We start from the raw sequence: 24,911 nt of genomic DNA on the forward strand, positions 1-24,911 counted from the left end.
GACGGCACGCGCCCGGGAGGGGCCGGGGCGACGCGGTCGAGGACCGGTCGCCCCGTGCCCGTCAGCACCCTGCGGTGAGGGTGACGCCGATGATGACGCCGGCGCAGAACGGGGTGGTGGCGGGCGCCTCGGAGGCGGCGTCGGTGCCGATCTCGTCGGCGGCGGTGAAGGTGTCGTGGGCGGTGGCGAGCTCGGCGAGGTCGGCGGGCTGGACGGTCTGGACGGTGATGGTCGACATGGTGTTCTCCTTGGATGAGTGGTGGCGGCGGATCCGCCGGGTCGTGCGGGGAGTGGTGCGGGTGGTCCGGCCGGAGGGCCGGGGAGCGGGTGCTGCGGGAGCACCCGGGCGGGAGGAGGGCCGGGTCAGCAGCCCGCGCCGAGGGTGGCGCCGACGATGATGCCGACGCACAGGGGCGTGGTGGCGGGCGCCTCGGTCGCGGCGTCCGAGCCGAGCTCGTCGACGGTGGCGAAGGTGTCGTGCGCTCCCGCGAGGGCGGTGAGGTCGGCGGACTGGGCGTCGGTGGAGATGGTGGTCATGATGTGTCCCTTTCGTGGAGTACCTCGGGCTGAGGTGGTGGTCCCCTCGGGATCGAGGGGAGGTTCGTGGGGCCCTAGCGGGCGGTGAGTCCCGGGCGGTCCGGGTCGATGCGCGCGGCGCGGGCGGCGTCGGCCCAGGCGTCGGCGGCGGGGATCGTCTCGGCCGAGGAGCGCAGGAGCGCTTCGGCGAGGACGCGGGAGCGGTGCTGGCCGAAGCTCAGTCCGCGGTAGGAGGAGCGCTCGTCGGCCGGGTCCTCGGCGTAGGCGAGGCCGTCGGCGAGCCTCTCGGCGAAGGCCGAGACGGCGGTGCGGGGCGAGGGCCGGGCATCGAGCAGCGGAGTGATCCTCCGGGCGACGTCGTCGGCGGAGTCGGCGGGCAGGTAGACGACGAGGGCGTCGGAGCGGGGGAAGGCCCGCGGGTCCGAGAGCGCCTTGGCCTGGTGGCGGGCTCCGGAGGCGGCGAGCGCCTCCAGGAGCGGGCCCCACAGGGCGAGCGCGTCCTCCGCCGAGTCGGCGACGAGCGAGAGGCGCACGACCCGGTCGGCGGGATCGAGTCCCATCGGGCCGAGGGCGAGGAGGTAGCCGGGAGTGGTGCGGGTGCGCCAGCTCGGCAGCCGGACGCCGGCGACGGCCCCGTCGGCGGAGCGGACGAGATCGACCTCGGGCACGAGGACCCGGACGCGGCCCAGCTCGACGACCCGGCGCTCCTCCCCCTGCACAGTGGCGGAGCCGAGCACCCCGGAGGGAGCGGGCTGCAGGACCGTGCGGTGCGGGATCGCGTCGATCAGCCGGGGGGCGAGGTCCTGGCCGTCGCCTCCGGCGGTCTCGCCGAGCAGCGGGTTCCGGAGGTGCAGGTGGGTGTAGAGGGTGGCGGCGAGTCGGGCCCGCAGCTCGATCGGCCCGGTGGCCTCGATCACGGTCCCGTCGACCTCGGCCCGCAGCCGGGCGGCGTCGACGCTGATCACGGCCTCGTCGAGGACGGAGCGGGTGGTGAGGGCGGTCATCGCGGGCTCCTGTCGAATCCGAGGGCGGTGGAGTAGGCGGAGGGGGCGAGCAGGACGCGGCGGCCGATGCCGGCGGCGGCGCGCTCGATCCCGGGGAGGCGGGAGACCATCGAGGCCCGGGCGAGGGTGCGGTCGACGAGGTGCCAGCCCAGGTGGGCGGTGGCGCGGACGGCGAGGGCGTCGTCCGCGCCGGCGGTCTCGGCGGCGTAGGCGAGCCACATCCGCCGGATCCTCGGGACCAGTGCCGCCATCCGCTCCGCGATGCGGGCGTCCGCGGCCGCGGTGTCGAAGGCGAGGGGAGGAGCGGAGGCGCCCTCCCGGGTGGTCACGGTGTCGAGCACCGCGCGGTGGATCCACTCCCCCGCCAGCGTGCCGAGGTCGCGGGCCGGATCCCCGATCCCGAACTCCTCCCAGTCGAGCAGCTGGAGGCGCCCGTCGCGGAGGTGGAACTGGTCGAGGCGGAGGTCGCCGTGGATCGGAGCCGTGCGGTTGCCGCTCTCCCACTCGCGGAGATCCTCCGTGGCCGAGACGAGCTGCTCGTCGTGCTGCAGGTCGCCCCAGAAGGCGAGCTCGGCGAGGGTGAGGTCGACGTAGCGGGTGTGCGGGATGCCGACGCGCAGCATCTCGACGGGAGGGCTGGGGTGCGAGGTCGCGGTGAGGCCCGCCACCGGGCCGGCGTGCAGCCGGGCCAGGAGCCGGCCGGCCTGTTCGGGGAAGTCCGCGGGGACGCGCTCCTCCACGAGCAGGAGGGCCAGGCTGGTGCCGGGGCAGTGCTCGAACACCAGCAGGGAGTCGTCCTCGTCGGCCGCCAGCAGGCGGGGTCCGGCCGGGGCGTGCTCGGGGCTCCGGGCGGCGAAGCCGGCGAAGTCCCTGGAGCGGCGGAAGGCCGCGGGGCCCGCCGTCCGGGGCGAGACGTGCTTGACGAAGACGCGGGCGCCGTCGTCGAGGGTCATCGTCCACGACGCGTTCCGGCCGGCGAAGGCGGGGCGGTCGATCGCGGCGACGCGGTGGCGTCCGCCGCCGAGCAGCCGCTCGGTCGAGGCCGCCGCCCGGAGGGCCGCCGGATCCGCGGGGCGGTGCCCGGGGGTCGCGGGGCGGAGCCCGGGAGTCGCGAGGAGAGTCACGATCGTGTCCTTCGGTCGGTCGAGCGGATCAGAAGAGGTAGGTGACGACGAGGTAGGCGCCGCCCGCTCCCCCGACGAGGAGGGCGGTGTTGACGAGCAGCTTCTTGAGGGGCGAGGGGCGGGTCGAGGCGGTGCGCGAGGTGGTCATGGTGGTGTCCTTCCGAGGGGTGGTGGTGGTGGATATCGGGAGCCGGGCCTAGGAGGCGTCGGCGGCCTTGAGGGAGGCGCGGAGCGAGACGCGGGAGCCGGTGCGGAGCGCGTTGTTGCGGTAGACGCGGACGACCAGGCGGAACAGCAGCGGCACCGTGATCGCGGCGACGACGGCGGCGATCACCATCTCGGGGGTGCCGACCGAGTCGAGGCCGAAGCGCATCGGCATCAGGTAGGAGGAGAAGAGGGGGACGAAGGAGAGCGCGTGCACCCAGGCCTCGTCGAGGTTCGCCGGCACCACGTAGAGCGCGATGATCAGCAGCGCCATCTGCACGACGGAGAGCGGCATGGCGGCGGTGCCCAGGTCCTCCTGCCTCGACACGGTCGAGGCGAGCAGGGTGCTGAGGAGCGCGAAGAGCACGTAGCCCTGCAGGAACCAGACGAGGAACCAGACCAGGCTCGGGCCGAGCTCGATCTCGAGGACCGACCACCCGCCGACCACGCTGAACCCGCCGACGACGGCGCCGCCGATCACGAGCAGCTGGGCCAGGGTCACCAGGCCGACGCCGATCATCTTCCCGGCGAGCAGCGGGGCGACGCCGATCTTCGTCAGCAGGATCTCGACGATCCGGGACGACTTCTCCTCGACCACCCCCGAGGCCAGACTCGACGAGGAGTAGACCATCGCGGCGAGCAGGGCGCTGATCATCGCGGTCGCGAACAGGATCCGGGTGTCGAGGACCACGGTCCCCGCCTCCCTCGTCGCGTCGACCAGGAACCAGCCGCCGATCCCGGCGCCGAGGCCGGCGATCGCGGCCAGCGCGAGGGTCGCGGTGAGGATCGTGCGGTTCCCGGTGCGGGTCAGGATCTCGCGGCGGACGATCGTCGCGGCTCCCCGGGCCGGCGTCGGAGGAGCGGAGCTCTCGGCGGTCCGGGCGTGGGCGGCGCGGGGGTGCGTGGTGGTCATCGTCCTGCTCCTTGGATCTCGAGGCGGCGCTCGGCCGCAGGGGTGGAGGCGGCGGTGAGCCGCTCGGACAGCAGCTCGGTCAGCGAGCGCTGCGCGGTGCGGATGCTCCGGAGGCCGCCGTGGCGGGTGAGGGTCGCGAGCACCTGCTCGGGGACGTCCCGGCCGCTGCCCTCGATCGAGACGAGCAGCGACTCCGGCTCACCGGGGACCGGCTCGGCCGACAGTCCCGGTGTGACGCCGAGCTCGGCGACGAGCAGGTCGTCCAGAGGGCGGGAGAACTGCAGCTGCCAGCGGCTGCGGCCGTCGTCCTGCAGCTCGGCCACCGCTCCGCTCGCGGTCACACGGCCGGAGTCGAGCACGCAGACGGTGTCGCAGAGGCGCTCGACCAGGTCGAGCTGGTGGGAGGAGAAGAGCACGCCGACGCCGCGGGCGGACTGCTGCCGGATCAGGCCGGCCATCGTCTCCACGGCGACCGGGTCGAGCCCCGAGAAGGGCTCGTCCAGCACCAGGAGCGACGGATCGCCCACCAGGGACACGGCCAGCTGCACGCGCTGCTGGTTGCCGAGCGAGAGGTCCTGCACCAGCGTGTCGGCCCGCTCGGCCAGGCCCAGCGCGTCGATCACCTCCTCGGCGGTCTCACGGGCTCCCCGGGCGTCGTGCCCCTCGAGCAGAGCGAAGTGGATCACCTGCTCGCGGACCCGCATCTGCGGGTAGAGGCCGCGCTCCTCCGGCATGTAGCCGATCGAGCGGCGGTCCTCGGCGGTGATCGGCGCGCCGTCCCAGGTGATGGTCCCCGTGTCGGGGGTGAGCAGGCCCAGGATCAGCCGCATCGTCGTGGTCTTGCCGGCGCCGTTGCCGCCGATGAAGCCGACGATCTCGCCGCGGCCCACGGACAGGTCCACGTCGTGCAGGACCCGGTGGCCGCCGAATGCACGGCTCACGCCGCTGAGCTGAAGCCCTCGCATGTCATCTCCTCGAAGTCGTTTCTCTTGACTCCTCAGACGCTACGGACGCTCTCGCGACGGGCTCCTGTACTTCGGTACAGCGCCGAGGTGGCCAAAAGTGCAGGTCCCGCATCACCGGACGTGCAGGTCCCGAGGCGGCCGCGCGTGCAGGTCCGGGGGCGGCCCGGGTGCGGGCCGCCGGCGTCCCGAGCACGACGGACGCCCCCGTGCTCGTCCGGTCGGCGACCGGAGCGCACAGGGGCGTCCGTGGAGGAGGAGGAGCGGGGTCAGGCCGTCGCGCAGCTCCCGTCGACCTCGCCGATGACGCCGTCCGTCACCGACACGACCGCGCAGTTCGGGTAGCCCCGCTGCGGCCGGTGCGCGGGGTCGAGCGCGCGGAGGATGCTCCCCAGCACCGCTCCGTGCGTGACGACCAGCACGTCCCCGTGCTCCGCCGCCGGCACGAACCGCGCGATCGCGGCCTCCACGCGGACGCGCACGGTGGCACCGCTGTCGGCCCGGCCGGAGGGGTCGTGGCGGTGGATCGCGTCGAGCACCGAGTCGAGCCCGGCGTCGGTCATCCGCGGCCAGTCGGCGGAGGAGGGCACGTAGGAGTAGCCGTGATCGGCGAACACCGGCTCCCAGAGCGAGGCGTTCGGCTGCCCCTCGAAGGCGCCGAAGTGCCACTCGCGGAGCTCGACCATCGGCTCGGCCTCGAGCGACGGGTGCCCGGCGAGCGCCGCCGCCGCCGTGGTGCGGGTGCGGGTGAGGTCGCTCGTGAACGCCGCGACGAGCGGCACGCCGCGCATCCGCTCGCCGAGGGCCGCCGCCTGGCGCTCGCCGCGCTCGGTCAGCGGCGAGTCGCACCAGCCCTGCAGCTGGCCGGCGACGTTGAAGAGGGTCTCGGCGTGGCGGACGAGGTGGATCGTGCCGGTCACGGGCGCGCGTTCGCGGGCGTCGTCGGGCGGGCGGAGGTGGTGCGGTGCATGCGGTTCTCCGGGGTCAGCGCGCTACTCCGGAGCGGCGCGCGCGATGTGGAGGGCCAGGAAGGCGACCTCCTCGTTGGGCAGGGCGGCCTGGTACTCGGCCGCCACGAAGGAGCGCACGCGCTCGGCGGAGGCGATCGCGCGCGGGTAGCGGGCGCTGAGACTGGTGAAGAGGAAGTCGTCCTCGCTCTCGAGCAGGCCGCCCGAGAAGAAGCGCTCGGCGAAGTACTGCAGGTGCGCCACGAAGCGGGCGGAGCGGAGGTCGTCGCGGTCGAGCGCGGCTCCGCTGGAGTGCTGGATGATCGCGGTCACCGAGCGGATGAGCTGCACGATCCGGAGCGAGTCGATCCCGACCTTGCCGAGCTCCGCGTTGGCGAGGTGGAACGCGACGTTCGCGGCCTCGTCGGCGGGCAGCTCCACGTCCAGGCGCTCGCGCATCCGCTCGACCGCCCGCTCCCCCACCGCGTACTGCACGGGGTAGACCGTCCGCATCTCCCAGGCCAGCCGGTTGGCGACCGAGAGTCCGCGCCGCTGCCGCTCCACCGCGAAGTGCAGGTGGTCGGTGAGCGCGAGGTACACGTGCGGGTCGAGCTTCAGCCCCTGCTCCTCCGCGTCGGCGACGACCGCGCGGGTGAGCTCGACGAACTCCGGCGGGATCTGCGCCAGGAGCTCGACGAGGTTGCGCTGATCCGAGTCGTCCAGCGCCACGAACACCTGGTCGACGCTCGAGGGCTCGATCGCCTCGCCGGCCTTCGCTCCGAAGCCGATCCCCCTGCCCAGGAGCACGCGCTCGACGCCGCGCTCGTCGACGACGAGGACGACGCTCGAGTTGAGCACCTTCTTGATGGTCTGCATGCGTGTCTCCGTCGACGGCCGCGTCAGGGCTGGGGTGGGGGTGGCGGGGCCTCTGCCCGGAGAGCCGGACGGCGCCTCCGGGCAGAGGAGGATCATCCCAGATCCGCGCCGTTGGAGGCGATGACCTTCTGGTACCAGAAGAACGAGTCCTTGCGGTAGCGCTCGGTGCTGCCGTGGCCGAGGTCGTCCATGTCGACGAAGACGAACCCGTAGCGCTTCGAGATCTGCGAGCTGGAGGCGCTGATCAGGTCGATCGGTGCCCAGCTCACGTAGCCGAGCAGCTCCACGCCCTCGTCCACCGCCTGGATCATCTGCTCGAAGTGCGCGCGGAAGTAGTCGATCCGGTACGGGTCGTGGACCCGGCCGTCCTCGGTCAGCTCGTCGCGCATCCCGAGCCCGTTCTCGACGATGAACAGCGGCTTGCCGTAGCGGTCGTAGAGGTCGATCAGCGAGATCCGCAGGCCGACGGGGTCGATCTGCCAGCCCCACTCGCTCGACTCGAGGAACGGGTTCTTGACGCCGAGGACCGTGTTGCCGGGGGTGCGCTCGGCGTCGGGGCGCACGGACTCCGTCATCGACATGTAGTAGCTGAACGAGATGAAGTCGACCGGGTGCTCGCGCAGCAGCTCGACGTCGCCCGCCTCGAACGGGATCTCGACCCCGCGGCTCTCGAGCGCCCGCAGCGCCAGGCGCGGGTAGGCGCCGCCCGCCTGGACGTCGGTGCAGAGGTAGAGCATCCGCTCCTTCGCCTGCGTCGCCGCGACGTCGTCGGGGTGGCAGGTGTTGGGGTAGGTGGTCAGCATCGTGAGCATGCAGCCCATCCGCGACTCGGGCCACAGCTCCTTCAGCGTCCTCGTGACCGAGGCGGAGGCGACGAACTGGTGGTGCAGAGCCGTGTAGCAGGCCTGCTCCACGCTGCCCTCGACGGTCTCCTCGATGATCCCGCCCGAGGTGAACGGGTGGCGGATGATGCCGTCGATCTCGTTGAAGGTCAGCCACATGTCGACGAGGTGGCCGAAGCGCTCGAAGCAGGTGCGGGCGAAGCGCTCGAACAGCCCGATCGTACGGCGGTCGACCCAGCCGTTGTGCTTCAGCGCGAGCGCGAGCGGCGGGTCGTAGTGCGAGAGCGTGACCAGCGGCTCTATCCCGAGGCGCCGCATCTCGGTGAAGAGGGCGAGGTAGTAGGCGATGCCCTCCTCGAGCGGCTCCGCCTCCTCCCCCGTCGGGTAGAGGCGGGTCCAGGCGATCGAGACGCGGAGGGTGGTGAAGCCCATCTCGGCGAACAGCGCGAGGTCGCCGGGGTAGCGATGGTAGAAGTCGATGCCGCGGCGCTTGGGGTAGTACTCGGTGTCGTCGTCGGACATCGCCGCCGTGATGCTCTCCACCGTGTTGCGGTGGTGGATCGCGTACTCCTTCGGGTCCGCCTTCGGCTTGTAGGAGGCGACGTCGCTGACCGCCGGGCCGCGCCCGCCCTCGCGCCACGCGCCCTCGACCTGGTTGGCGGCGAGGGCGCCGCCCCATCGGAATCCGTCAGGAAGCGCCATCGGCGAGCTCCTTCTCTCTCTGCGTCACGGTCATGATCCGGTCGCCGGAGGTGATCCGCTCGGCGGCCTCGACGAGCACGGTGTACTCGGCGGAGTTGGTCACGAGCACCGGGGTCGTGGTGTCGTAGCCGGCCGCGGTGATCGCGGCCAGGTCGGCGATGAGGAGCAGCTGCCCGGCCTCGACCCGGTCGCCGACCGCGACGTGCGCCTCGAACGGCGCGCCGTCCAGCTGCACCGTGTCGATGCCGACGTGGATGAGCACCTCGACGCCGTCCGCGCGGCGGAGCCCCACGGCGTGGCGGGAGGAGAGCAGCGCGATGACCTCGCCCGCGAACGGCGCCCGGACGGCTCCGTCGGAGGGGCGGATCGCCAGCCCCTCGCCGAGCACGCCGGCCGAGAACACGGGGTCCGGCACCTCCGAGAGGGGGATGACGGAGCCGGTGAGCGGCGCCTGCAGCGCGAGCGGGCTCCCGGCGGCGGCCGCCACGTCGCCGAGCGCCTGGACGCTGGCGGACGCGTCGTCGCGCCAGATCACGAAGGAGACGACGAACGAGACGGCGACCGAGATCAGCAGGCCGATCACGGCGTTGAGCAGGTTCCAGGGGTTCAGCCCGTCGATGAACATCGAGATGCTGGCGACGCCGGGGCTGACCAGCGCGAACGCGGCGACCTGCGTGGCGCCGATGTAGGCGCCTCCGACGACGCTGCCCGTGATGACGGAGACGAGGGCGCGCTTGTTCTGCAGCGTGACGCCGTAGAGCGCCGGCTCGGTGATCCCGAAGAGGGCCGAGAGGCCGCCCGAGAAGGCGGTGGCGCGGAGGGTCGCGCTCTTGGTGCGCAGGGCGATCGCGAGGCTGGAGCCGGCCTCCGCCGCGTTGTGGGCGAGCGAGGAGGCGAGGTAGAAGGTGTCCTTGCCCGCGCTGGCCATCGTCGCGATGGTCGGCGGGATGAACGCCTTGTGCATGCCGACCGAGATGATCAGCGGGAGCACGCCGGCCAGCAGCGCGACGGCCACCCAGCCGAGCGCCCCGTAGAGGCCGATCATCGCGCCGGTGAGCATGGAGCCGAGCCAGTAGCCGAGGGGGCCGAGCAGGAAGATCGTGGCCGGAGCGACGATCACGAGGCACATCAGCGGCACGTAGAACGTGCGGATCGGGCCCCACGAGTGCTTTGTGAAGAAGCGCTCGACGACCGAGAGCAGCAGCACGGCCAGGATCGCCGGGAACACCTGCGCGTTGTAGGCGATGACCGGCACCGGGATGCCGAAGAGCGCGACGCCGCCCTCCTGGTTGAGCAGCGTCGTGAACGCCGGGAAGACCAGGACGCCGACGAGCCCGAGCGCGAGCGGCCGGTTCACGTCGAGCTTCTTCGCGCTCGTGTAGGCGACGAGCAACGGCAGGAAGCCGAACACCGCGTCCGGGATGGCGGACAGCAGCTTGAAGCTGTCGGAGGCCGGGTCGAGCCAGCCCAGCGCCGAGGCGAGGACGAGGAACGACTTGAAGATGCCGGCGCCCGCGATGGCCGGGATGATCGGCGTGAACACGCTGACCACGAAGTCCATGATCGTCGCGCCGAGGCGCTTGAGGGACCGCGGCTGCTTCGCCCGCGCCGTCGACGTGGTGGTGCCGCCGCGCAGCTTCTCGACCGCCGCGTACATCTCGCTGACGCCGCTGCCGACGATGACCTGCGTCTGCGGGCCGGTGACGACGCCGATCACGCCGGGCACCGCCTTCAGCGCCTCGACGTCGGCCTTCGCGTCGTCCGCCAGCGCGAACCGCAGACGGGTCGAGCAGTGCTGCAGCTTCGCCACGTTGGCGGCGCCGCCGACGTGCTCGAGGATCGCCTTCGCGCTCTCCTGGGTACTCATCGGTACTCCTCCGGGTGTGTGGGGACGCGCGCTTCCCTGCGCTGTGCTGCCCGGCCGTCCGTCGCCGTCCCCGCCCCCTCCGGCACCGTCATCGGTGCTCCGGCGGAGCGTCAGGAGGCGTCCGGGCACAAAAAAAGGACCCGACGACGCTCATTACGCGTTTCGTCGGATCCTGCCTGCACGACCAGTCACATGTCCGAGAGCGACGCTAACACGGGGGTGGGTGGGGCGTCAAAGAGGGGGGCGTGCGCTCGGCCATCGCGTACGGGCGGTTGTTGCACCGGTGTCGGCATGATGGACACGTGGACACTCTCGACGTCGTTGCGGCGGTCATCAGCGATCGCGGCCGTATTCTTGCCTGCCGTCGGCGGGCGGACAAGGCGGCGGGCGGGCTCTGGGAATTTCCCGGCGGCAAGAGAGAACCTGGCGAAACGGCTGAAGTCGCCCTCGCGAGGGAGATCCGCGAGGAGCTGAGCGTGGAGATCGAGGTCGGCCCCAAGCTGACGTCAGACGAAACGGAGGTCGGCGCTCTCACCATTCGGTTGCACTGCTTCCGAGCCGTGGTTCGTGGCCCACGCCCCACGGAGAGCACCGACCACGACCAACTCCTCTGGCTCCTTCCGAGCGAACTCCCCGGACTGGAGTGGGCCCACCCCGATCTGCCGGCCGTTCGGCTTCTTTCCTCTACGGATCGATGAGGTCGAAGCCCTCGTCAGACCTGAACGCTGTGATGATCGAGAGGCTGCGGATGAGATCCAGCATGTCCTCTTCCGGGCGACCGGGAAGCAGGATGACGGGGACTGCCGCGTAGCCCTCGCGCTGCGCAAGATGCGCATAGTCGAGCACCTGCCCGATGGCCATGCGGACGAAGGACCGGGCGGTCGACTTCTTGGCTTCGACGATCCAGCCGCTCGATCGGACGTACAAGTCCGGCTCGACCCGTGAGCTGCCGACCGGGAGGGTCAGACGACTGGGCGGCGTGCCGTTCTCGGTCAGCCAGAGCCCAAAGTCGGACTGCAGCTCGAACTCGATTCGGGAGACGACCCGGTCATCGAGAGGGCTGACATCCGCACCCGCGATGACTATGTCGGAGTGCTCGGGAGGCGTCCAGTCGCCGAGCGAGGCAGCGGGCTCCTGCATGCCACCATAGGTCGGCAGCCGAGTGATGTCCGCCGCGAGCGGCAGGAGAGTGAAGATGATGCCGCGTCGCTGCGTCCCTTCGGTGTCCGGGATGATCTCCCACCGGTAGGTCGGAGTCCCTGTCGTGAAGGCACCGATGTAGGTCACGCTCGTTCCCTGCACCGTGAAGAGCCGAAGCACCCGCCCATCCTGCGCCGCGTCCCGGAGAGCCCTGTTGCCGCGAAGAAAAACTTGGTCACCGACCTGCCCTTCTCCCGTGTAGGAGTAAGACCCGTCCTCGCGAAGTCCCTCGAACCGGTCGTAGCCGTATCGAGCTCCCTTCGCCGGATCGGTGAAGATGAAGATTTCACGGAGCGCTCGCGGCGTCACGATCCCCTGCTGCTGCTGCCCTCCGTAGGCGCGGTGAATATCACGCCGGAGGACCTGGTCGCCCACTTCCAAGGTGAACCGACGCTCGGTGGTGTCTCGTCGAAGCAGACGGGAGCGGACAGCCTCCGCCTGCGCTTCGGTCAGATCCCACCGAGATTCCTCAGCCGGAAGAGTTCCGTAGGAGGAGCGGAGGAGGCTTCGGATTCGACGCTGAGAAACGCCCAGTTCAAGTGAGAGTGTGGCGGGAGTAACGGGAGGCATCTCGCGAGACTAGGAATGCTCGGAGCACGTTCTGTCGAGATGTACTCGTGTTAGCGACAGAGTTACTCATATTGCCTAAGTGCTGAACTTTGTGCCGCATGCGTCCCAGAAGAGAGGTCACAGAAGAGACCATTACTCACTATCGCAGAGTTGAAGGACGCTAATGCGGTCACGCCTGCCGCTGTTGCGGCGTCGGGACGACCCTCCATCAGAGGAAAGAGGTTCTCCCCCTCAATACCGGCACCCCGCCAGCACCGCCTCCGACGCCGCCCGGTCCCGGGCGCCGATCCCGAGCCCGTACTCGCTGAGCACCGCCACGAACTGCTCCACGTACCCGCAGCGCAGCTCCGCGGCCGGTGGCAGCCACTCCCCCGGGCCGGCGTCGCTCTTCGCGCGGTTCGTCTGCTCGGAGGCGGCGACGAGGTTCGCGGGGTCGTTCGCGAAGGCGAAGCGCTGGTCGTCCGTCCACGACCAGGCGCCGTGGTGCCACGCCCAGCCGAGGGCGACGACGTGGTCGATCTGCACGAGGCGGGAGGTGTCGGTCCCGGAGACGAAGGCGACCGAGGTGCCGTCGTAGGGGTCGATCAGGGTGCCGGTGAGGACCTTGCAGTCGCGGGTGCCGGGCTTGAACACGGGGGCGAGCAGGTCACGGCCGAGGACGTCGTTGCGGGTGTCGCAGCCGTTGCGGTCGACGTCCGACCACGCCTGTCCGAAGAGGTCGCGGTCGTAGGGGACGGCGGCGGGGCCTTCGACCGCGGGGAGAGCGGCCAGCGTCGCGAGGGACGGAGCGGACGGCCCCGTTTCCGGAGCGGACGGCTCGACGTCCCCCGAGGGGCTGCTCGGCGCGGGAGCAGCGGGACTGCTCGACGCCGCAGAAGCACCGGCCGAGGAGGACACCGCCTCCGGTCCGCCTCCTCCCGCCGTGTCCGACAGCGCGACGGCGGCGACGGCGAGCGCCGCAGCTCCCAGCAGAGCGAGGATCGCACCGGCCCGTCGACGAGGGCGCCGGCGCACGGGGAAGGTAGGCCAGTGGCGCATGATCGACCCTCCTGCGATGAGACCCGCGATGCGGTCGACGCGACGCGCCTCCTCAGTATGCGGAGTGACCCGCTCCGGGCTCGACGGTCGGGTGGAGCGTCGGGAACGGGGCGGCCGCGCGGAGCGACAGCGTCGACGACCGGGCTCGAGCCTCCCGGAGGCCACCTCGTCGCGCCCGCGCCGTCGACCCGCGCCTGCTTGACTGCTCCCATGGAGATCTTCATCGGAGTGGTCGGCCTGCTCGGCGGGCTGGTCATCGCCGGGCTCGCGGTCGTCGCGGTGGTCATCGGACGGCGGCGGGCGGTGCCGGCGTCGCTGGTCGACGTCGAGGTGCGGCTGACGCACGCCGGGGACGACTGGTGGCGGGTGGGCGCGCGGGTGCGCAACTCCGGCCGCTCGCTCGTGCCGGTGACGAGCTACAGCGACGGGCGGCCGATCTCGGTCGATCTCGGCGGGGCCGTGTCGGCGGAGTGGTACGGGTCGGCTCCCCGGTCGGACGCGTGGCGGATCGATCCGGCGGTCGGGCTCCTCCTCGGACCCGTCGCGCTGGAGCGCGGGGCCGACCTGGGGGCGACCATCGTCGTGCGCGGGCGGCCGCAGGTGCGGATCGACGCGCCGCTGCGCTACGTGCCGGTGCGCGAGAACGTGATCGAGTCGCAGACGCCGGACGCCGCTCCGGTCTGGGGCGTGTCCGAGGCCGCGACCTCTCCGGCAGCAGCGCCTGCGTCGGCTCCCCCCGCGCCGATCCGCCCGCGCCAGCAGCGTCCGATGGACGCCGACCCGTCACGTCCCGAGCGCGAGAGCGTCCTCCGCGGCGGCTTCGGAGTGTGGGCGGCCATGATCGCGGGGGGCGCCGGAGCCGTCGGCGTCGCGATCGGGATCGCCCTCGAGCTGGCCGGCGTCGAGGCGTCGGGGCTCGGCGGCGCGGGCATCATCCTGATCGCGGCCGGCTTCCTCGGCCTCGTCGGCACCCTCGTGATCCGGCTGCTGCGCCGCTGGCTCGAGCCGCCCGCCCTCTGGCGGACGCCCGCGCAGCGCCTCCGCCGCCCCGGGACGATCACCGTCCTCATCCTGAGCTACGCGGGGCTGGCGCTGTTCTGCACCGAGTTCGCGGCGCAGTCGGTGACCGGCGACACGACCTGGGTGGCCGGTGTCGCCGTGCTGATGCTGATCGCCGCATTGATCGGCATGGGACTCGTCGGGTTCCTCCGTCTGGTGGTCCTGCTCGGCGTGCGCCGCGCCTCCCGGGAGACCCCGTGACCCGTGAGGTCGTCGTCGTCGGAGCCGGCCTGGTCGGAGCGGCGACAGCCCGCGCCCTCACCGAGCGCGGCGATCGCGTGGTGCTCGTCGAGCAGTTCGAGCGGGGTCACGACCGCGGCTCGTCCCACGGCGCGACGCGCATCTTCCGCCGCGGCTACCTCGAGGACGACTACCGCGCCCTCACCGGACGGGCCGGGCGCGCCTGGGCACGGCTGGAGGCTGAGACCGGCCGCCGCCTGCTGCACCCGGTCGGCGCGATCGACCACGGCGACCCCGCCGTGCTGGCCGCCGTCGAGGCTGTCCTCCTGCGCGACGGGATCCCCGTGGTGCGGATCGAGGCGGACGAGGCGCAGCGGCGCTGGCCGGGACTCCGCTTCGAGACCGACGTCCTGCTGCACCCCGAGGGCGGACGCCTCGACGCGGTGGCCGCGATCGACGCGATGCTCGACTCCGCCCTCGGACGCAGCGCCGTCCTCCGGACGCAGACGCGGGTGCTGGGCATCGAGGAGCGCGCCGACGACGTGCGCGTGCTGACCACCGATGGCGCCCTCGACGCCGACGCGGTCGTCGTGGCCGGCGGATCCTGGACGCCGCCGCTCGTGGACGGCCTCGTCCGCGCGGCCGGCCGACGCCTCCCTCCGCTGCGCGTCACGCAGGAGCAGCCCGCGCACTTCGCGACGGACCTGCCCCTCGACTCGTGGCCGAGCTTCGCCCACCACCGCGCCGGCCTGCCCGTCGTCTACGGGCTCGCGACGCCCGGAGTCGGGGTGAAGGTGGGCGAGCACAGCACCGGAGTCGTCGTCGATCCGGACGAGCGCACCTTCGAGCCCGAGCCCGGAGCGCTCGCCCGCCTCGTCGGCTACGTCGCGGAGTGGATTCCGGGCGTGGACGCGGCGAGCGCCACTCCGATCAGCTGCCTCTACGACAGCACGCCCGACGAGGACTTCGTGCTCGACCGCGTGGGCCGCGTGACTCTGGCGACCGGGTTCTCGGGGCACGGCTTCACGTTCGGTCCGGTCCTGGGCGAGCTGCTCGCGGACCTCGTCGCCGGCGGAGTGGCGCGGGAGCGGTTCCAGCTGCTGCCGGCGTGAGGGGCGGGTGCGTCCGGAGGAGTGGCTTCCGACCGGGGAGCAGCGGCTTCTGACCGGGGAGCAGCGGGTGGATTCCGACGCAGCAGCGTCTGCTCAGCGGCCTGCGGGGCCCGTCCCGTGCTGCTCGCGGCCGTCCGGGTCGAGGAGCACGGCGTCGTCCCAGCCGCTCGCCGCCTCCCTCGCACGGGCCTTCGCGGGCGCGCGCCGAGCCACCGCGACGACGATCAGCGCCCCCAGCATCACCAGGGCGGCGGTCTGCAGCGGCGGCGCGACCATCGCGAGCGCCTGCCGCACGTAGAGCTCCGGCGGGACCGTGATCGAGTCGCCCTGGTACTGGTTCGGCAGCAGGAGGACCACGACCGGGAGCGCGAGCACTGCGGCCCAGAGGACGACGGTCACCGCGATCGCGGCGGCCCAGAGCAGGCGGACCCGCGTCATCGGCGGGGAGCCCTCAGCAGCGGGACCACGACCGCCAGGCCGAGGGCGATCAGGCCGACGGTGAGGAACGGTCCGATCGCGTTGTCGCTGAGCACGCGGAGGTACTGCTCGGGCCCGAAGGCGCTCTGCGACGGCGAGTAGTCGTACCAGCTGTGGGAGCTGTTCCAGAGGGCGAGGAGTCCGACGAGGACGCTCACGGCGCCGACGACCGCCAGGGTTCCGGCGATGCGGCGAGTGGAGACAGCGGGGCGGGGGTCGGCGTCGGGCGCGTCGTGACGGTCACCGGAGTCGGGTGCCGCGTCGCCGGGAGCGGAGTCGGGTTCGGTGGGGAGCGGGACGGTCGGCTCGGTCGGGAGTGGGACAGTCGGCTCCGCGGCTCGGGGCGCGGTCGGCTCCGCGGGTGTCGGGACGGCCCGCACCGCCGCTCTCGCGCGCTCAGGAGCGGTGAGTCGGCCGGAGACTCGGGAGCCCGTCGGGCCGTCGACCGATCGCACGTCCTCCTGATCGGGAGCGGACCCGCCACCTCGCCGGCCGGCCGATCGCCCGATGCCCGAGGTCCCGCCCGATAGGAACGGGGAGCGGAGGCGCTCCTCGCCGCTGCCGCGCCGCTCGGCCTCGCGTCCGTCGTAGCCGCGCTGGAAGCCCGCGTGGTAGCGCGGGTCGGTGCCGCCCTCGTCCGTCCCGCCGCTCTCTCGTGGGGAGCCGTCCGCTCCGGTGCTCCGCGCCATGCCGTCCCCCGCTTCGTGCAGTCGGGCCATCATGTCGCACCTCGCCCGCTGCGGGGAGGTGCCGGGCGGAGCTCGGGGTGCGGTCGGCGGAGGCGGGGGTTCAGCGCCCGGCCGCGGTGGTGCGCGACGGGAGGCTGACGATCCCCGCTCCGACCAGCAGCAGGCCGATCGTCACCGCCGTCAGCGCCGGCCAGCCACCGGCTCCGACGGCCAGGCCGAGGAGCCAGCCGCCGGCGGCCGAGCCCGCGTAGAAGGCGATCGTGTAGACCGCACCGGCGTGCCCTCGGAGTGCCGGAACCGCCCGCGCTCCCGTCCAGGCGGCGCCGGTCGCGTGCAGGGCGAAGAAGCCGGCCGTGAAGACGAGGAGTCCCGCGATCACCACGGCGACGTTCTCGGCGAGCATCACCAGCAGTCCGACGATCATCAGGGCGACGCCGATCCGCATGACGAGGCGGGGACCGATCCGCGGCCCCCATCTCCCCGCGAGCCGGGAGGAAAGGGTTCCCGCGAGATAGGCGGCGAAGAGGAGGGAGACGAGCGCGGGCGCCAGCGCGAACGGCGGCGCCTCGAGCCGGAACGCCAGGTAGTTGTAGACCGCGACGAACACGCCGACCGCGAGGAACGTCTGCAGCGCGATCGCGACGAGCATCGGATCGCGGAGCACCTGCGCCGTCTTCGCTCGCCAGCCGCCGGGAGCAGTCTCGCGCGTGCCGCCGCCCCGGGGCGCGAGCACGGCGAAGACGATCGCCGCCGCTGCGCAGACGGCCGTCACGACGAGCAGGGCTCCGCGCCATCCGAGCGCCGCCGCGAGCGGTCCGGCGAGCAGGCGTCCGGCGGCACCGCCGATCGTGGTCCCGGAGACGTAGGCGGTCGCGGCGGCCGTCGCTCCGGCGCCTCCGACCCGGTCGTGGATCGCCGCGACGGCGAGCGCCGGGACGGCACCCAGTGCCGCTCCCCCGAGGAAGCGCAGGACGAGCAGGAGCTCGAAGGTCGGGGCGACGCAGGCGAGCAGCGCCAGGACCACCGACGTGAGGACCGCGATCCGCATGGATTCGAGCCGTCCGATGCGCTCGGCCACCGAGGCCCACGGCAGCACGGAGAGCGCCAGTCCGAGGGTCGCGGCCGAGACGGTGAGCGCGGCGTCGGACGGGGCGAGGGCCCACTCCCGCGCGAGCTGCGGGAGGACGCTCTGCACGGCGTAGAGCTCGGCGAAGGTCGCTACTCCGGCGGCGAGGAGGGCGATGGTCAGCCGCCGCTGCGAGAAGGGTGCCGCTGCGCGCATCGGTCGGGTGCGTGCGGCGGTGCTCATGGTTCCGACGGTAGACCGCCTGCGGGTGCATGACTAATGTCCTTTCTCGTACTGTTCATGCGTTCTGGTCATGTCCGGATCTAGGGTGGTGGCGTGTCCGACGACTGGCCCGCGACCCTCCGCCTCCTGCCCCTGCTCGTCGCGGTCGCCCAGACCGGGAGCGTCACGGCGGCGGCCGCCGAGCGCGGGATCCCGCAGCCGACCGGGAGCCGGTCGCTCGCCCGGCTGTCCGCCCTGGTCGGCACTCCCCTGGTCCGCCGGGAGGGCCGCGGGGTGGTGCTGACGGAGGCGGGGACCCGTCTCGCCGAGGCCGCTCAGGACGGCATGTCGGTGATCCGCGCCGGGCTCGCGGAGGTGCGGCAGGCGGGCGACGTGGAGCACGGCCGGATCGACCTCGCCTTCCAGACGCTCCTCGGGGAGAGCTTCGTGCCGGATGTGATCCGCCGGTTCCGCCGCCGCTGGCCGCAGGTGGGCTTCGGGCTCCGTCACGGCTCCCGAGCCCTCTGCCTGCGGGCCGTGGCGGAGGGCGAGTCCGAGCTGGCGATCGTCGCGGATCCGCCCGATCTCCCCGGAACCACCACGACGACCCTCTACTCGGAGCCTCTCCTCGCGGTCGTGGACCCCCGTCATCCGCTGGCGTCGCGGCGCTCGGTCACGGTGGAGGACCTCCGCGGCCTCGACCTGATCATGCTGGCACCCGGCTACGGCCTCCACGAGTCGGCCCGGCGCCTGCTCGCCGTGGACGGCCGTGACCCCGTGCCGGCGTTCGAGGTCGGCGACTACCGCGCCGCCCGGGGACTCGCGGCAGCCGGTCTCGGACTCACGATCCTGCCGCCGAGCCCGTCCTCGGTCGACGACGACGTCCGCGAGATCCCGATCGACGATCCGGGCGCGAGCCGTGAGATCGGTGTGCTCGCCCGCGACACCGGAAACCCGGTCGTCCCCGAGTTCCTGCGGGCCCTGCACGCCGCGGCGGCCGCCCGGCGCCGGTGACCGCTGCTCGGCTCTGCTGTCAAGCACAGGAAGCGGAGGCCCTTCGTGCAGCAAGCTTCGAGAGGATCCCCGCACCGCCAGCGACACCCCCCCTCCCCCCGCTCCTGCACCACGTCACCGAGGACGGCCCCGGTCATGATCCTTCTCCGCACCCACGCCAACCGCTGGACCGCGCGCGCCCGCCGCAGCGGCGTCGTCCTCGGCATCATCACCCTGGTCTCCGATCTCCCCCGCCCGGCCTACCGGACGGTCCGCCTCGACCCGACGAGCGGCGAGCGCTTCCTGCTCCGCGACACCGCCGAGCTCGAGGAGGCCTTCGCCGTGCTCCTCGCCGGGCTCGAGCGCTCGCGCATCGCGGCCTCGGCGCCCCCGGCCGAGTCCGCTCCCCCGTGCGCCCCGGTCGACGCGCCCGTCGCAGTCGAGGACGACCTCGAGGAAGCCGCCTGACCCGACGGCGTCCTTGCGGGGAGACCCTCACCGCGCATCAGGCGCCGAGCTCTCCGCCCGCCTCCTTCACACTCGACGTGTCGGATCGACGTGCCGTGACACCACGACCGGCGGATCCGTCCTCGGCAGGTCCCGCGGACCGATGACCCGTCGGAGCCGGGCCGACCTGCGCGACCGCAGGAGAGCCCGGCGCCAGCGCGAATCGGTGCGGGCCCGGAGGTGGGGGTCGAGCGGGCGGAAGCCTCCCGCGGTCCGCTCCTCGATCAGCACGATCGTCGCGGTCGCGAGGTGCAGTCTCCGGACCGGCTCCCTCTCGGGATGCGGATGTCCGGAGCGCGTGCGGAGCTGCTGCTCCAGCTGCTCCGGATCGGCGGACCACCAGGTGCTGACGCCGACGCGTCCATCGGGGAGAGGGAAGCGCTCGGTGATGCGGTACGGGAGGCCGTGCTCGGTCATGCAGTAGTGCCTTTCGAGGAGAGGGTCCGGGAGCCCGGGCCGCGCTGCAGCGGCCCGGGCTCCGGTTCACGAGGTGCGGGTCGAGCGACGGCGCAGCGCCGTCAGAGCGCCGCCGGCCAGGAGCAGAGCGCCGGCTCCGGCCGCGAGGGGCCCGGCCGCCGCTCCCGTCGAGGCGAGCACCGTCGGCACGAGTCCGACCGGAGGCACCGCCACCTGGGCGCAGCTGGCTCCGCCGTCGTCCGCGCACGGGTGCAGGACGGTCGTCGGATCGAAGCCCTCCGGGACCTCGGTCAGGCGCGCCCGGTTGGGGATGGTCCACGCGTCCACGCCGTCGGCGACCCGTCCGGTCACGGTGAACGTCGTCGACGCTCCCGGGGCCAGAGACAGGTTCTCGACAGTCAGGTCGGACGACGCCGGGCCGCCGTCCCGGGAGATCGTGACGTCGCTCAGGTGCGCGAGCTCGGGGACGTCGGTGAGGGTCACCCCGTCCGCCGGCCGAGCCCCCTCGTTGGCGACCACGATCCGGAACCCGGCACGCCCGCCGTGGTCGACCTGATTCCCGATCGCCGTCTTCTCGATGGAGAGCCTTCCCTCGACGGGCGGCACCGGGATCTCGGCGCAGGACGACGTCGCATCGTCAGCGCAGGCGTTCTCGACCGTCGGCGGGTCGAAGCCCTCGGGCTGGTGGGTGATCGAGACGCGGTTGGGCAGGGTCGCGGCGTCGTACCCGTCGGCGACCCGGCCGCTGACGTGCAGCGACACCTGACCGCCGGCGGGGATGTCGAGACCCGTGACGGGCTCCGTGGCCGGCTGCGTTCCTCCGGCGCCGTTCTCGATGGTCGCCTCGAGCAGGTGGTCGAGCGTCGGGACGTCGGTCACGGTCACGTCCGTGGCGTCGACCGTTCCGGTGTTCGCCACGACGATGTCGAAGCCCGCCGTGCCGCCGTGCTCGGCGCTCGCCTGGGACGCGGCCTTCCGGATCTGGAGCGACCCCTCGCCGATGTCGTGCGGGACGGTGGCGCAGGGGTTCGCGTCGGTCCCCGTGCCGGACGAGGCGGGAGCGAAGGGCGCATCGGCGAGGCAGGCCGTGTTCGTCAGCGCGCGGTCCCCCTCGCCGGTCACGATCACGTCGAAGGTCAGCTCGGCCGTCGCCCCGACCGGCAGGCTGCCGGCCGCCCAGGAGATGCGGCCCGTCTCCGCGTCGATCGTGGCCGTGCCCTGCGAGGCGCGGAGGGAGTCGGCGTCGAGCTCGGCGTCGTCGAGCACGCCCTTGTCGAGGTAATCGATGACGGCGGCGTCGGAGTAGTCCCCGGTCCCGTCCGAGGTCAGCGTCACCCGGTAGGGCACGCGGGTGCCGCGGAGCAGCGGAGTGGCGGAGTCGACCGACGAGGTCTTCGCGATGGTCACGTGCGGCGCGAGCGGATCGAGGCGTGCGACCGCGACCGCACCGTCCGAGCCGTAGGCCCAGTCGTCGATCGCCCGCAGGTCGCCGTAGGAGCCGTGCACCGAGTCGTTGGCGTTGGGGATGCGGCCCCGCCCGGAGTCGTCGCCCTCCCAGCGGTGCACCCCGCCGGACGAGTCGGTGCCGCCGTCGCCGGACGTCACCGCGGAGGTGCCGGAGTACCGCTCCGAGTTCGATCCGGCGAGGAGCGAGTCGTCCCAGTGGACCATCGACGGGTCATCGCCGCCGCCGGTCGACCTCACGACGGACACGCCGCCGGCGGACGTCTCGGCATCGACCCGCGTGAAGTGGAACTCGTTCGTGCGGCCGATGGAGGCGCGGAAGGTGACGTCGGGGTCGGTCACGTCGACGGTCCCACCCTTCGCGTCCCGTCCGTCCCAGTCGACCGAGAAGGGACCGGTCGTCCCCGCGATCCGGGTGAGGTGCACGTCGCGCTCGCCGTCGTAGGAGCCGTCCCCGTCCGCATCGACGTCCACGACGACGGTGCCCGGCTGCGTCCCCAGGACGCCGGTCAGCGTGCCCGCGTCGGAGCCCGCGGTCGACCGGCGGAAGGCGAGGCCCTCGATCGTCGGCGCGCGGTAGGCCGGAGCGATCGACTCCGGCAGGTCGGACGACGGCGGGTCCAGGAAGAGCTTGTAGGTCTGCAGGCCGTCGATCCCGGAGCGTCCGGACGCCTGCACGTACTGCGCCCCGATGCCGCCCGCCTCGCTCGACTGCGGCATGGGGACCGAGAGGTAGGACGGATCGGACGACCCGACCTTCACGTTGCCCTTGTTCGTGGCCTGGACCGTCGAGGCGACCCCGTCGTAGCCGCGCAGCCCGAGCTCGTAGCGGGCGCCCGTCTCCGTGACGGCATGGAGGGTGAAGGAGGAGCGCCGCTCCTCGGGCGAGGAGTAGGACTCCTTCGCCCCGGACTGGATCGCATAGGACTCGGACCACACCCGGCCCGCGACCGCCGCGCCCCGCGCGTCCTGGACGCCGATGCTCCAGACGAGGTTCACCGGCGCCGTCACGTCGTCGTCGGACACCCGGATCTGGAAGACCCCGGTCTCGTCCGCCACGAACGAGCCGCCGGCGGACACCGAGGGCGCCGCTCCGGGCGCGAAGTCCTGCTCGTCGAGGACGGCTCCGCCCGGAGCCGTCACCCGGGCGGTACCGCCGCCGGTCTCGCCCTCGCCGGTCCCCGAGCCCGCCTGGAGCGGGTGGAGGTCCACCCGGAGCGTCTCGCCCTTCTGGACCCAGGCCGAGACGGTCGTCACGCCGGCGTTCGTCGCGCCTCCCTGCAGGAGGGTGTTCTCAATCGTCGTGTGAGGACCGTCGGCGGCGAGGGCGGGCGGCGGTGCGAGGCCTCCGCCCAGCAGCCCGCTCACGAGCACGCAGCCCGCCGTCGTTCCGACCAGCGCTCGCGCCGTCCGCGCTCGGGGTCGTCCGCGCTCGTCCCGCCCCGACTGTTCCGTTCGACTCATCCGATGTCCTCTCCTCTGCCGACCGAGCGCACTGCGTCGGCGGCGACCGTTCAGCCCCACGGAAGGAGAGTATTGCTCGGTTCGACGTCACCGCGGCCGGTACGGCTGCATCCGTGGAGAACGGCGCGAGATGGGCGCTGTGGAGGAGGAAACGGCGCGCGAGAAGAGCCGAGCGGCGTGCTCGCGTCGGGTGATCGCGGAGCCTGCGCGGAGTGACCGCGAGCGCGGGCGAGGACTGATCGCGGATGCGGGCGGAAGACGGTCGGCGCCGTCGACGGCGCGAAGAGCCGTCCTGCGAGGCGGAGAACCGGCCGTTCCGCCGCCCTGCGCTCTCCGGGAGACCGACTCCGACAGCCATCGGAACGAGCGACCGTTAAAACGAGAACGGCCCGCCGAAGCGGGCCGTTCTGCTCTGTCTCAACCAGAGTGCGCCCGGAGGGATTCGAACCCCCAACCTTCTGATCCGTAGTCAGATGCTCTATCCGTTGAGCTACGGGCGCAGTCCGTCGCGTGGGCCAGAGGCGCACGCAACGAGGTACGACTATACATGCCGGGAGCCCCCTCCGCGAATCGGCGGCGGCGGCAGCGAGGGCTCCCTCCCTGGACGCTCCTGTGGCGCCCGGGCGCCCCTTCCTCCCTGGCGATTCGGAACGCGCCGCAGAGCCTCCGACGGGCGGACGCCGCTGCTCCCCCTTACGGCGTACCGTGGGCTCATGGAGGCCGCCGCGATCGAGCTCGTGGGCTTCGTCGTCTCTCCGCTGCACCGCTACGAGGGCCGCCCCGCCGATGGCCCGGTGCCGTCCGAGGGCAACGAGCAGCCCGAGTGGATCGAGATCCGCGCAGGCCTCGGCATTGTCGGCGACCGCTTCTTCGCCCAGCGCGCGCACCGCCCCGCGGCGATCACGCTCTTCGCGGTCGAGACCCTCGAGCACATCGCCGCCGAGCTCGGCGCAGGGCCCTTCGACCCCGCCGACACCCGCCGCAACATCATCGTCCGCGGCGCCGACGTCGATGCGCTCGCCGGCCGCACGTTCGCGATCGAGCAGGGCGGGGAGCGGATCGAGTTCCAGGGCGGACGACCAGCGAACCCCTGCGCCTGGATGGACGTCGTGCTCGCCCCCGGGGCGTTCCGGGCTATGCGGAGGCGCGGCGGCGTCCGGACCGCCCCCCTGACCAACGGCGTCCTCCACACCGGGCCGGCCCGTCTGATCCTCCACAGGTCGGACGACATGCTGATCTGAGCCCGGCGGCGAGCGCCTAGGCTCGCAGCGACCGACTCCCCCGATCGAAGGAGGCCCCGTGCTCCGCCCGAGCGACCTCCTCCCCACCCTCGCCACGACCCTCCGGCGCGGAGTCCGCGACGTCTTCGCGACCACGCGCTCCCGGGGGCGGGATCCGCACCGCCGCACCCGCAGCACCGACGTCTCGGTCCAGCGCGTGCACCACCGCGACGTCTGGGCGCGGGTGAGCACAGTGGGGCGCGACGGCGAGCGCACGTTCGTCCTCGTGCCGGGGATCGGAGTCGCGGCCACCTACTTCGAGCGCCTCGCGCCCGCGCTCAACGAGTTCGGTCCGGTGCACGCTCTCGACCTGCCGGGCTTCGGCGGCGTGCCGCACCCGATCGACGCGCGGCGCATGGACATCGGGGACTACGCCGAGCTGGTCGGCGCCGTCATCGACGAGCTCGGCCTCGACGATCCCGTCGTCCTCGGCCACTCGATGGGGACGCAGGTGGTGGCCGAGCTCGCCGCCCGCCGTCCGGAGCTGACCACCATCGTCCTGCTCGGACCCGTGATGAACCGGCACGAGCGCCGCCTCCCGACCGCCGCGCTCCGCTTCGCCCAGTCGAGCGTCCGCGAGCCGCTCAAGGTCGCGATCCTCGCCGCGGGCGCCTACCTCCTCTGCGGACCGCGCTGGTTCTCCCGTGTGCTGCCCGAGATGATGCACTACCGGATCGAGGAGACCGTCCCCCGGATCCGCGCGTCCGCCCTCGTCATCCGCGGCGAGTTCGACCGGCTCGTGCCGCGCGAGTGGGCGGAGGAGATCGCCCGGTCGATGCCGCATGCGCGGGCCTGGGAGATCCCCGACGCCTCCCACTCCGTGATGCACGCGCACGCGGAGGAGGTCGCCCGCCTCTGCGTCGAGCACGCGCGGGCGCCGCAGCCCGACCGGGACGAGGCCGCCCTCCGCCGCTACCCCGACTCGGAGGTCGACCATTCCGAGGAGGACGCGCCCACCGAGGACCCGAGCGGCGCTCTCCGGGGGCGCATCACCGAGCTGGCCGGGATCCTCGTGGACGACGACTCCCTCATCGCCGAGGGCAAGACCCTCCACGCCGAGGCGAGCGATCCCGAGGCACTGCACCAGGTCGCTCCCGACCCGGGCGACGGCGAGCTCGTCGAGGGCGGCGGATCGAGGGAGGACGGCGAGCAGGACGGCTGACCACCGCAGGCCACCACGAGCCGCATGTCGCGC

At 72.8% G+C, this 24,911-nt stretch carries 24 protein-coding genes and 1 tRNA gene; 7 read left to right on the forward strand and 18 right to left on the reverse strand.

The features are described from left to right. Positions 1-61: 61 nt before the first annotated feature. The 10 genes from C5C63_RS17145 to C5C63_RS14245 form a co-directional block, all read right to left on the reverse strand. A complete protein-coding gene (locus C5C63_RS17145) occupies positions 62-238 on the reverse strand; it encodes a hypothetical protein (protein WP_181110626.1) in 177 nt (58 codons plus the stop codon). A 125-nt stretch (positions 239-363) separates the two neighbouring features. Continuing rightward, a complete protein-coding gene (locus C5C63_RS17150; RefSeq protein WP_181027122.1) occupies positions 364-537 on the reverse strand; it encodes a hypothetical protein in 174 nt (57 codons plus the stop codon). A 74-nt stretch (positions 538-611) separates the two neighbouring features. After that, positions 612-1,541, reverse strand: a complete 930-nt coding sequence (locus tag C5C63_RS14210; RefSeq protein WP_104237819.1) for a T3SS effector HopA1 family protein — start codon at positions 1,539-1,541, stop codon at positions 612-614. Then, positions 1,538-2,665, reverse strand: a complete 1,128-nt coding sequence (gene lxmK, locus C5C63_RS14215; protein WP_258059357.1) for a class V lanthionine synthetase subunit LxmK — start codon at positions 2,663-2,665, stop codon at positions 1,538-1,540. The genes C5C63_RS14210 and lxmK overlap by 4 nt, the downstream gene beginning before the upstream one ends. A gap of 196 nt (positions 2,666-2,861) precedes the next feature. Beyond that, entirely contained in the window at positions 2,862-3,782 is a 921-nt protein-coding gene (locus C5C63_RS14220; RefSeq protein ID WP_104225127.1) for an ABC transporter permease, read from the reverse strand. Further along, positions 3,779-4,723 (reverse strand): ABC transporter ATP-binding protein, encoded by a 945-nt coding sequence (locus C5C63_RS14225; RefSeq protein ID WP_258059757.1) that lies wholly within the window; start codon positions 4,721-4,723, stop codon positions 3,779-3,781. The genes C5C63_RS14220 and C5C63_RS14225 overlap by 4 nt, the downstream gene beginning before the upstream one ends. Before the next feature lie 290 nt (positions 4,724-5,013). Then, the gene (locus tag C5C63_RS14230; protein WP_104326293.1) at positions 5,014-5,664 is read right to left on the reverse strand and encodes a histidine phosphatase family protein; all 651 of its coding nucleotides are present in this window, start codon (positions 5,662-5,664) and stop codon (positions 5,014-5,016) included. Positions 5,665-5,736: 72 nt separating this feature from the next. After that, positions 5,737-6,567, reverse strand: a complete 831-nt coding sequence (locus C5C63_RS14235) for a PRD domain-containing protein (protein ID WP_104225973.1) — start codon at positions 6,565-6,567, stop codon at positions 5,737-5,739. Positions 6,568-6,659: 92 nt separating this feature from the next. Beyond that, a complete protein-coding gene (locus tag C5C63_RS14240; RefSeq protein ID WP_104274498.1) occupies positions 6,660-8,111 on the reverse strand; it encodes a glycoside hydrolase family 1 protein in 1,452 nt (483 codons plus the stop codon). Then, positions 8,098-9,978, reverse strand: a complete 1,881-nt coding sequence (locus C5C63_RS14245) for a beta-glucoside-specific PTS transporter subunit IIABC (protein ID WP_104326294.1) — start codon at positions 9,976-9,978, stop codon at positions 8,098-8,100. The genes C5C63_RS14240 and C5C63_RS14245 overlap by 14 nt, the downstream gene beginning before the upstream one ends. A 302-nt stretch (positions 9,979-10,280) precedes the next feature. Between C5C63_RS14245 and C5C63_RS14250 the strand changes: the two genes are divergently transcribed. Next, complete coding sequence (locus C5C63_RS14250) at positions 10,281-10,676, forward strand: (deoxy)nucleoside triphosphate pyrophosphohydrolase (protein ID WP_104326295.1); 396 nt, start codon at positions 10,281-10,283, stop codon at positions 10,674-10,676. On the opposite strand, the gene C5C63_RS14255 is transcribed toward C5C63_RS14250, so the two are convergent. Next, positions 10,663-11,553, reverse strand: a complete 891-nt coding sequence (locus C5C63_RS14255) for a hypothetical protein (RefSeq protein WP_258065471.1) — start codon at positions 11,551-11,553, stop codon at positions 10,663-10,665. The genes C5C63_RS14250 and C5C63_RS14255 overlap by 14 nt on opposite strands. Before the next feature lie 426 nt (positions 11,554-11,979). After that, complete coding sequence (locus tag C5C63_RS14260; RefSeq protein ID WP_104291727.1) at positions 11,980-12,786, reverse strand: HNH endonuclease family protein; 807 nt, start codon at positions 12,784-12,786, stop codon at positions 11,980-11,982. A 210-nt stretch (positions 12,787-12,996) separates the two neighbouring features. On the opposite strand from C5C63_RS14260, the gene C5C63_RS14265 reads away from it, so the two are divergent. Further along, on the forward strand, positions 12,997-14,046 hold the full coding sequence (locus C5C63_RS14265) for a hypothetical protein (RefSeq protein WP_104291728.1): 1,050 nt from the start codon (positions 12,997-12,999) through the stop codon (positions 14,044-14,046). Continuing rightward, on the forward strand, positions 14,043-15,137 hold the full coding sequence (locus C5C63_RS14270; protein WP_104326313.1) for an FAD-dependent oxidoreductase: 1,095 nt from the start codon (positions 14,043-14,045) through the stop codon (positions 15,135-15,137). The genes C5C63_RS14265 and C5C63_RS14270 overlap by 4 nt, the downstream gene beginning before the upstream one ends. 93 nt (positions 15,138-15,230) lie before the next feature. Here C5C63_RS14270 and C5C63_RS14275 read toward each other — a convergent pair whose 3' ends face one another. The 3 genes from C5C63_RS14275 to C5C63_RS14290 all read right to left on the reverse strand — a co-directional run bounded on the left by C5C63_RS14275 (position 15,231) and on the right by C5C63_RS14290 (position 17,612). Further along, on the reverse strand, positions 15,231-15,575 hold the full coding sequence (locus C5C63_RS14275) for a hypothetical protein (RefSeq protein ID WP_104291729.1): 345 nt from the start codon (positions 15,573-15,575) through the stop codon (positions 15,231-15,233). Further along, positions 15,572-16,336: a hypothetical protein gene (locus C5C63_RS16760; protein WP_146086399.1), complete on the reverse strand. Its 765-nt coding sequence runs from the start codon at positions 16,334-16,336 to the stop codon at positions 15,572-15,574. Before C5C63_RS16760 ends, C5C63_RS14275 begins: the two co-directional genes overlap by 4 nt. 67 nt (positions 16,337-16,403) lie before the next feature. After that, positions 16,404-17,612, reverse strand: a complete 1,209-nt coding sequence (locus C5C63_RS14290) for an MFS transporter (protein ID WP_104266674.1) — start codon at positions 17,610-17,612, stop codon at positions 16,404-16,406. A gap of 93 nt (positions 17,613-17,705) precedes the next feature. On the opposite strand from C5C63_RS14290, the gene C5C63_RS14295 reads away from it, so the two are divergent. Then, positions 17,706-18,605, forward strand: coding sequence for a LysR family transcriptional regulator (locus C5C63_RS14295; RefSeq protein WP_104326297.1), 900 nt, complete (start codon positions 17,706-17,708; stop codon positions 18,603-18,605). 135 nt (positions 18,606-18,740) lie between these two features. Further along, complete coding sequence (locus C5C63_RS14300; RefSeq protein ID WP_104266672.1) at positions 18,741-19,052, forward strand: hypothetical protein; 312 nt, start codon at positions 18,741-18,743, stop codon at positions 19,050-19,052. A 66-nt stretch (positions 19,053-19,118) separates the two neighbouring features. Here C5C63_RS14300 and C5C63_RS14305 read toward each other — a convergent pair whose 3' ends face one another. The 3 genes from C5C63_RS14305 to C5C63_RS14315 all read right to left on the reverse strand — a co-directional run bounded on the left by C5C63_RS14305 (position 19,119) and on the right by C5C63_RS14315 (position 22,936). After that, positions 19,119-19,508, reverse strand: a complete 390-nt coding sequence (locus C5C63_RS14305; protein WP_104326298.1) for a hypothetical protein — start codon at positions 19,506-19,508, stop codon at positions 19,119-19,121. 66 nt (positions 19,509-19,574) lie between these two features. After that, a complete protein-coding gene (locus C5C63_RS14310) occupies positions 19,575-22,436 on the reverse strand; it encodes a DUF11 domain-containing protein (protein WP_146086400.1) in 2,862 nt (953 codons plus the stop codon). Positions 22,437-22,863: 427 nt separating this feature from the next. Then, positions 22,864-22,936: transfer RNA gene (locus C5C63_RS14315), tRNA-Arg, on the reverse strand. Between the two features lie 213 nt (positions 22,937-23,149). Here C5C63_RS14315 and C5C63_RS14320 point away from each other — a divergent pair. Both C5C63_RS14320 and C5C63_RS14325 read left to right on the forward strand, forming a co-directional pair. Continuing rightward, the gene (locus C5C63_RS14320; RefSeq protein ID WP_104326300.1) at positions 23,150-23,677 is read left to right on the forward strand and encodes an MOSC domain-containing protein; all 528 of its coding nucleotides are present in this window, start codon (positions 23,150-23,152) and stop codon (positions 23,675-23,677) included. 58 nt (positions 23,678-23,735) lie between these two features. Beyond that, positions 23,736-24,878 (forward strand): alpha/beta fold hydrolase, encoded by a 1,143-nt coding sequence (locus tag C5C63_RS14325; protein ID WP_104326301.1) that lies wholly within the window; start codon positions 23,736-23,738, stop codon positions 24,876-24,878. Positions 24,879-24,911: the final 33 nt, after the last annotated feature.

Origin of the sequence: Rathayibacter sp. AY1B8 (genome assembly GCF_002932775.1) — a bacterium.
Lineage (GTDB): Bacteria > Actinomycetota > Actinomycetes > Actinomycetales > Microbacteriaceae > Rathayibacter.

What these genes read in the sequence shown, in the direction of transcription:
- C5C63_RS17145 (WP_181110626.1), bottom strand. Translation starts at nt 238, where the DNA reads ATGTCGACCATCACCGTCCAGACCGTCCAGCCCGCCGACCTCGCCGAG.
- C5C63_RS17150 (WP_181027122.1), bottom strand. Translation starts at nt 537, where the DNA reads ATGACCACCATCTCCACCGACGCCCAGTCCGCCGACCTCACCGCCCTC.
- C5C63_RS14210 (WP_104237819.1), bottom strand. Translation starts at nt 1,541, where the DNA reads ATGACCGCCCTCACCACCCGCTCCGTCCTCGACGAGGCCGTGATCAGC.
- C5C63_RS14220 (WP_104225127.1), bottom strand. Translation starts at nt 3,782, where the DNA reads ATGACCACCACGCACCCCCGCGCCGCCCACGCCCGGACCGCCGAGAGC.
- C5C63_RS14235 (WP_104225973.1), bottom strand. Translation starts at nt 6,567, where the DNA reads ATGCAGACCATCAAGAAGGTGCTCAACTCGAGCGTCGTCCTCGTCGTC.
- C5C63_RS14240 (WP_104274498.1), bottom strand. Translation starts at nt 8,111, where the DNA reads ATGGCGCTTCCTGACGGATTCCGATGGGGCGGCGCCCTCGCCGCCAAC.
- C5C63_RS14245 (WP_104326294.1), bottom strand. Translation starts at nt 9,978, where the DNA reads ATGAGTACCCAGGAGAGCGCGAAGGCGATCCTCGAGCACGTCGGCGGC.
- C5C63_RS14260 (WP_104291727.1), bottom strand. Translation starts at nt 12,786, where the DNA reads ATGCGCCACTGGCCTACCTTCCCCGTGCGCCGGCGCCCTCGTCGACGG.
- C5C63_RS14265 (WP_104291728.1), top strand. Translation starts at nt 12,997, where the DNA reads ATGGAGATCTTCATCGGAGTGGTCGGCCTGCTCGGCGGGCTGGTCATC.
- C5C63_RS14275 (WP_104291729.1), bottom strand. Translation starts at nt 15,575, where the DNA reads ATGACGCGGGTCCGCCTGCTCTGGGCCGCCGCGATCGCGGTGACCGTC.
- C5C63_RS16760 (WP_146086399.1), bottom strand. Translation starts at nt 16,336, where the DNA reads ATGATGGCCCGACTGCACGAAGCGGGGGACGGCATGGCGCGGAGCACC.
- C5C63_RS14290 (WP_104266674.1), bottom strand. Translation starts at nt 17,612, where the DNA reads ATGAGCACCGCCGCACGCACCCGACCGATGCGCGCAGCGGCACCCTTC.
- C5C63_RS14300 (WP_104266672.1), top strand. Translation starts at nt 18,741, where the DNA reads ATGATCCTTCTCCGCACCCACGCCAACCGCTGGACCGCGCGCGCCCGC.
- C5C63_RS14305 (WP_104326298.1), bottom strand. Translation starts at nt 19,508, where the DNA reads ATGACCGAGCACGGCCTCCCGTACCGCATCACCGAGCGCTTCCCTCTC.
- C5C63_RS14310 (WP_146086400.1), bottom strand. Translation starts at nt 22,436, where the DNA reads ATGAGTCGAACGGAACAGTCGGGGCGGGACGAGCGCGGACGACCCCGA.
- C5C63_RS14320 (WP_104326300.1), top strand. Translation starts at nt 23,150, where the DNA reads ATGGAGGCCGCCGCGATCGAGCTCGTGGGCTTCGTCGTCTCTCCGCTG.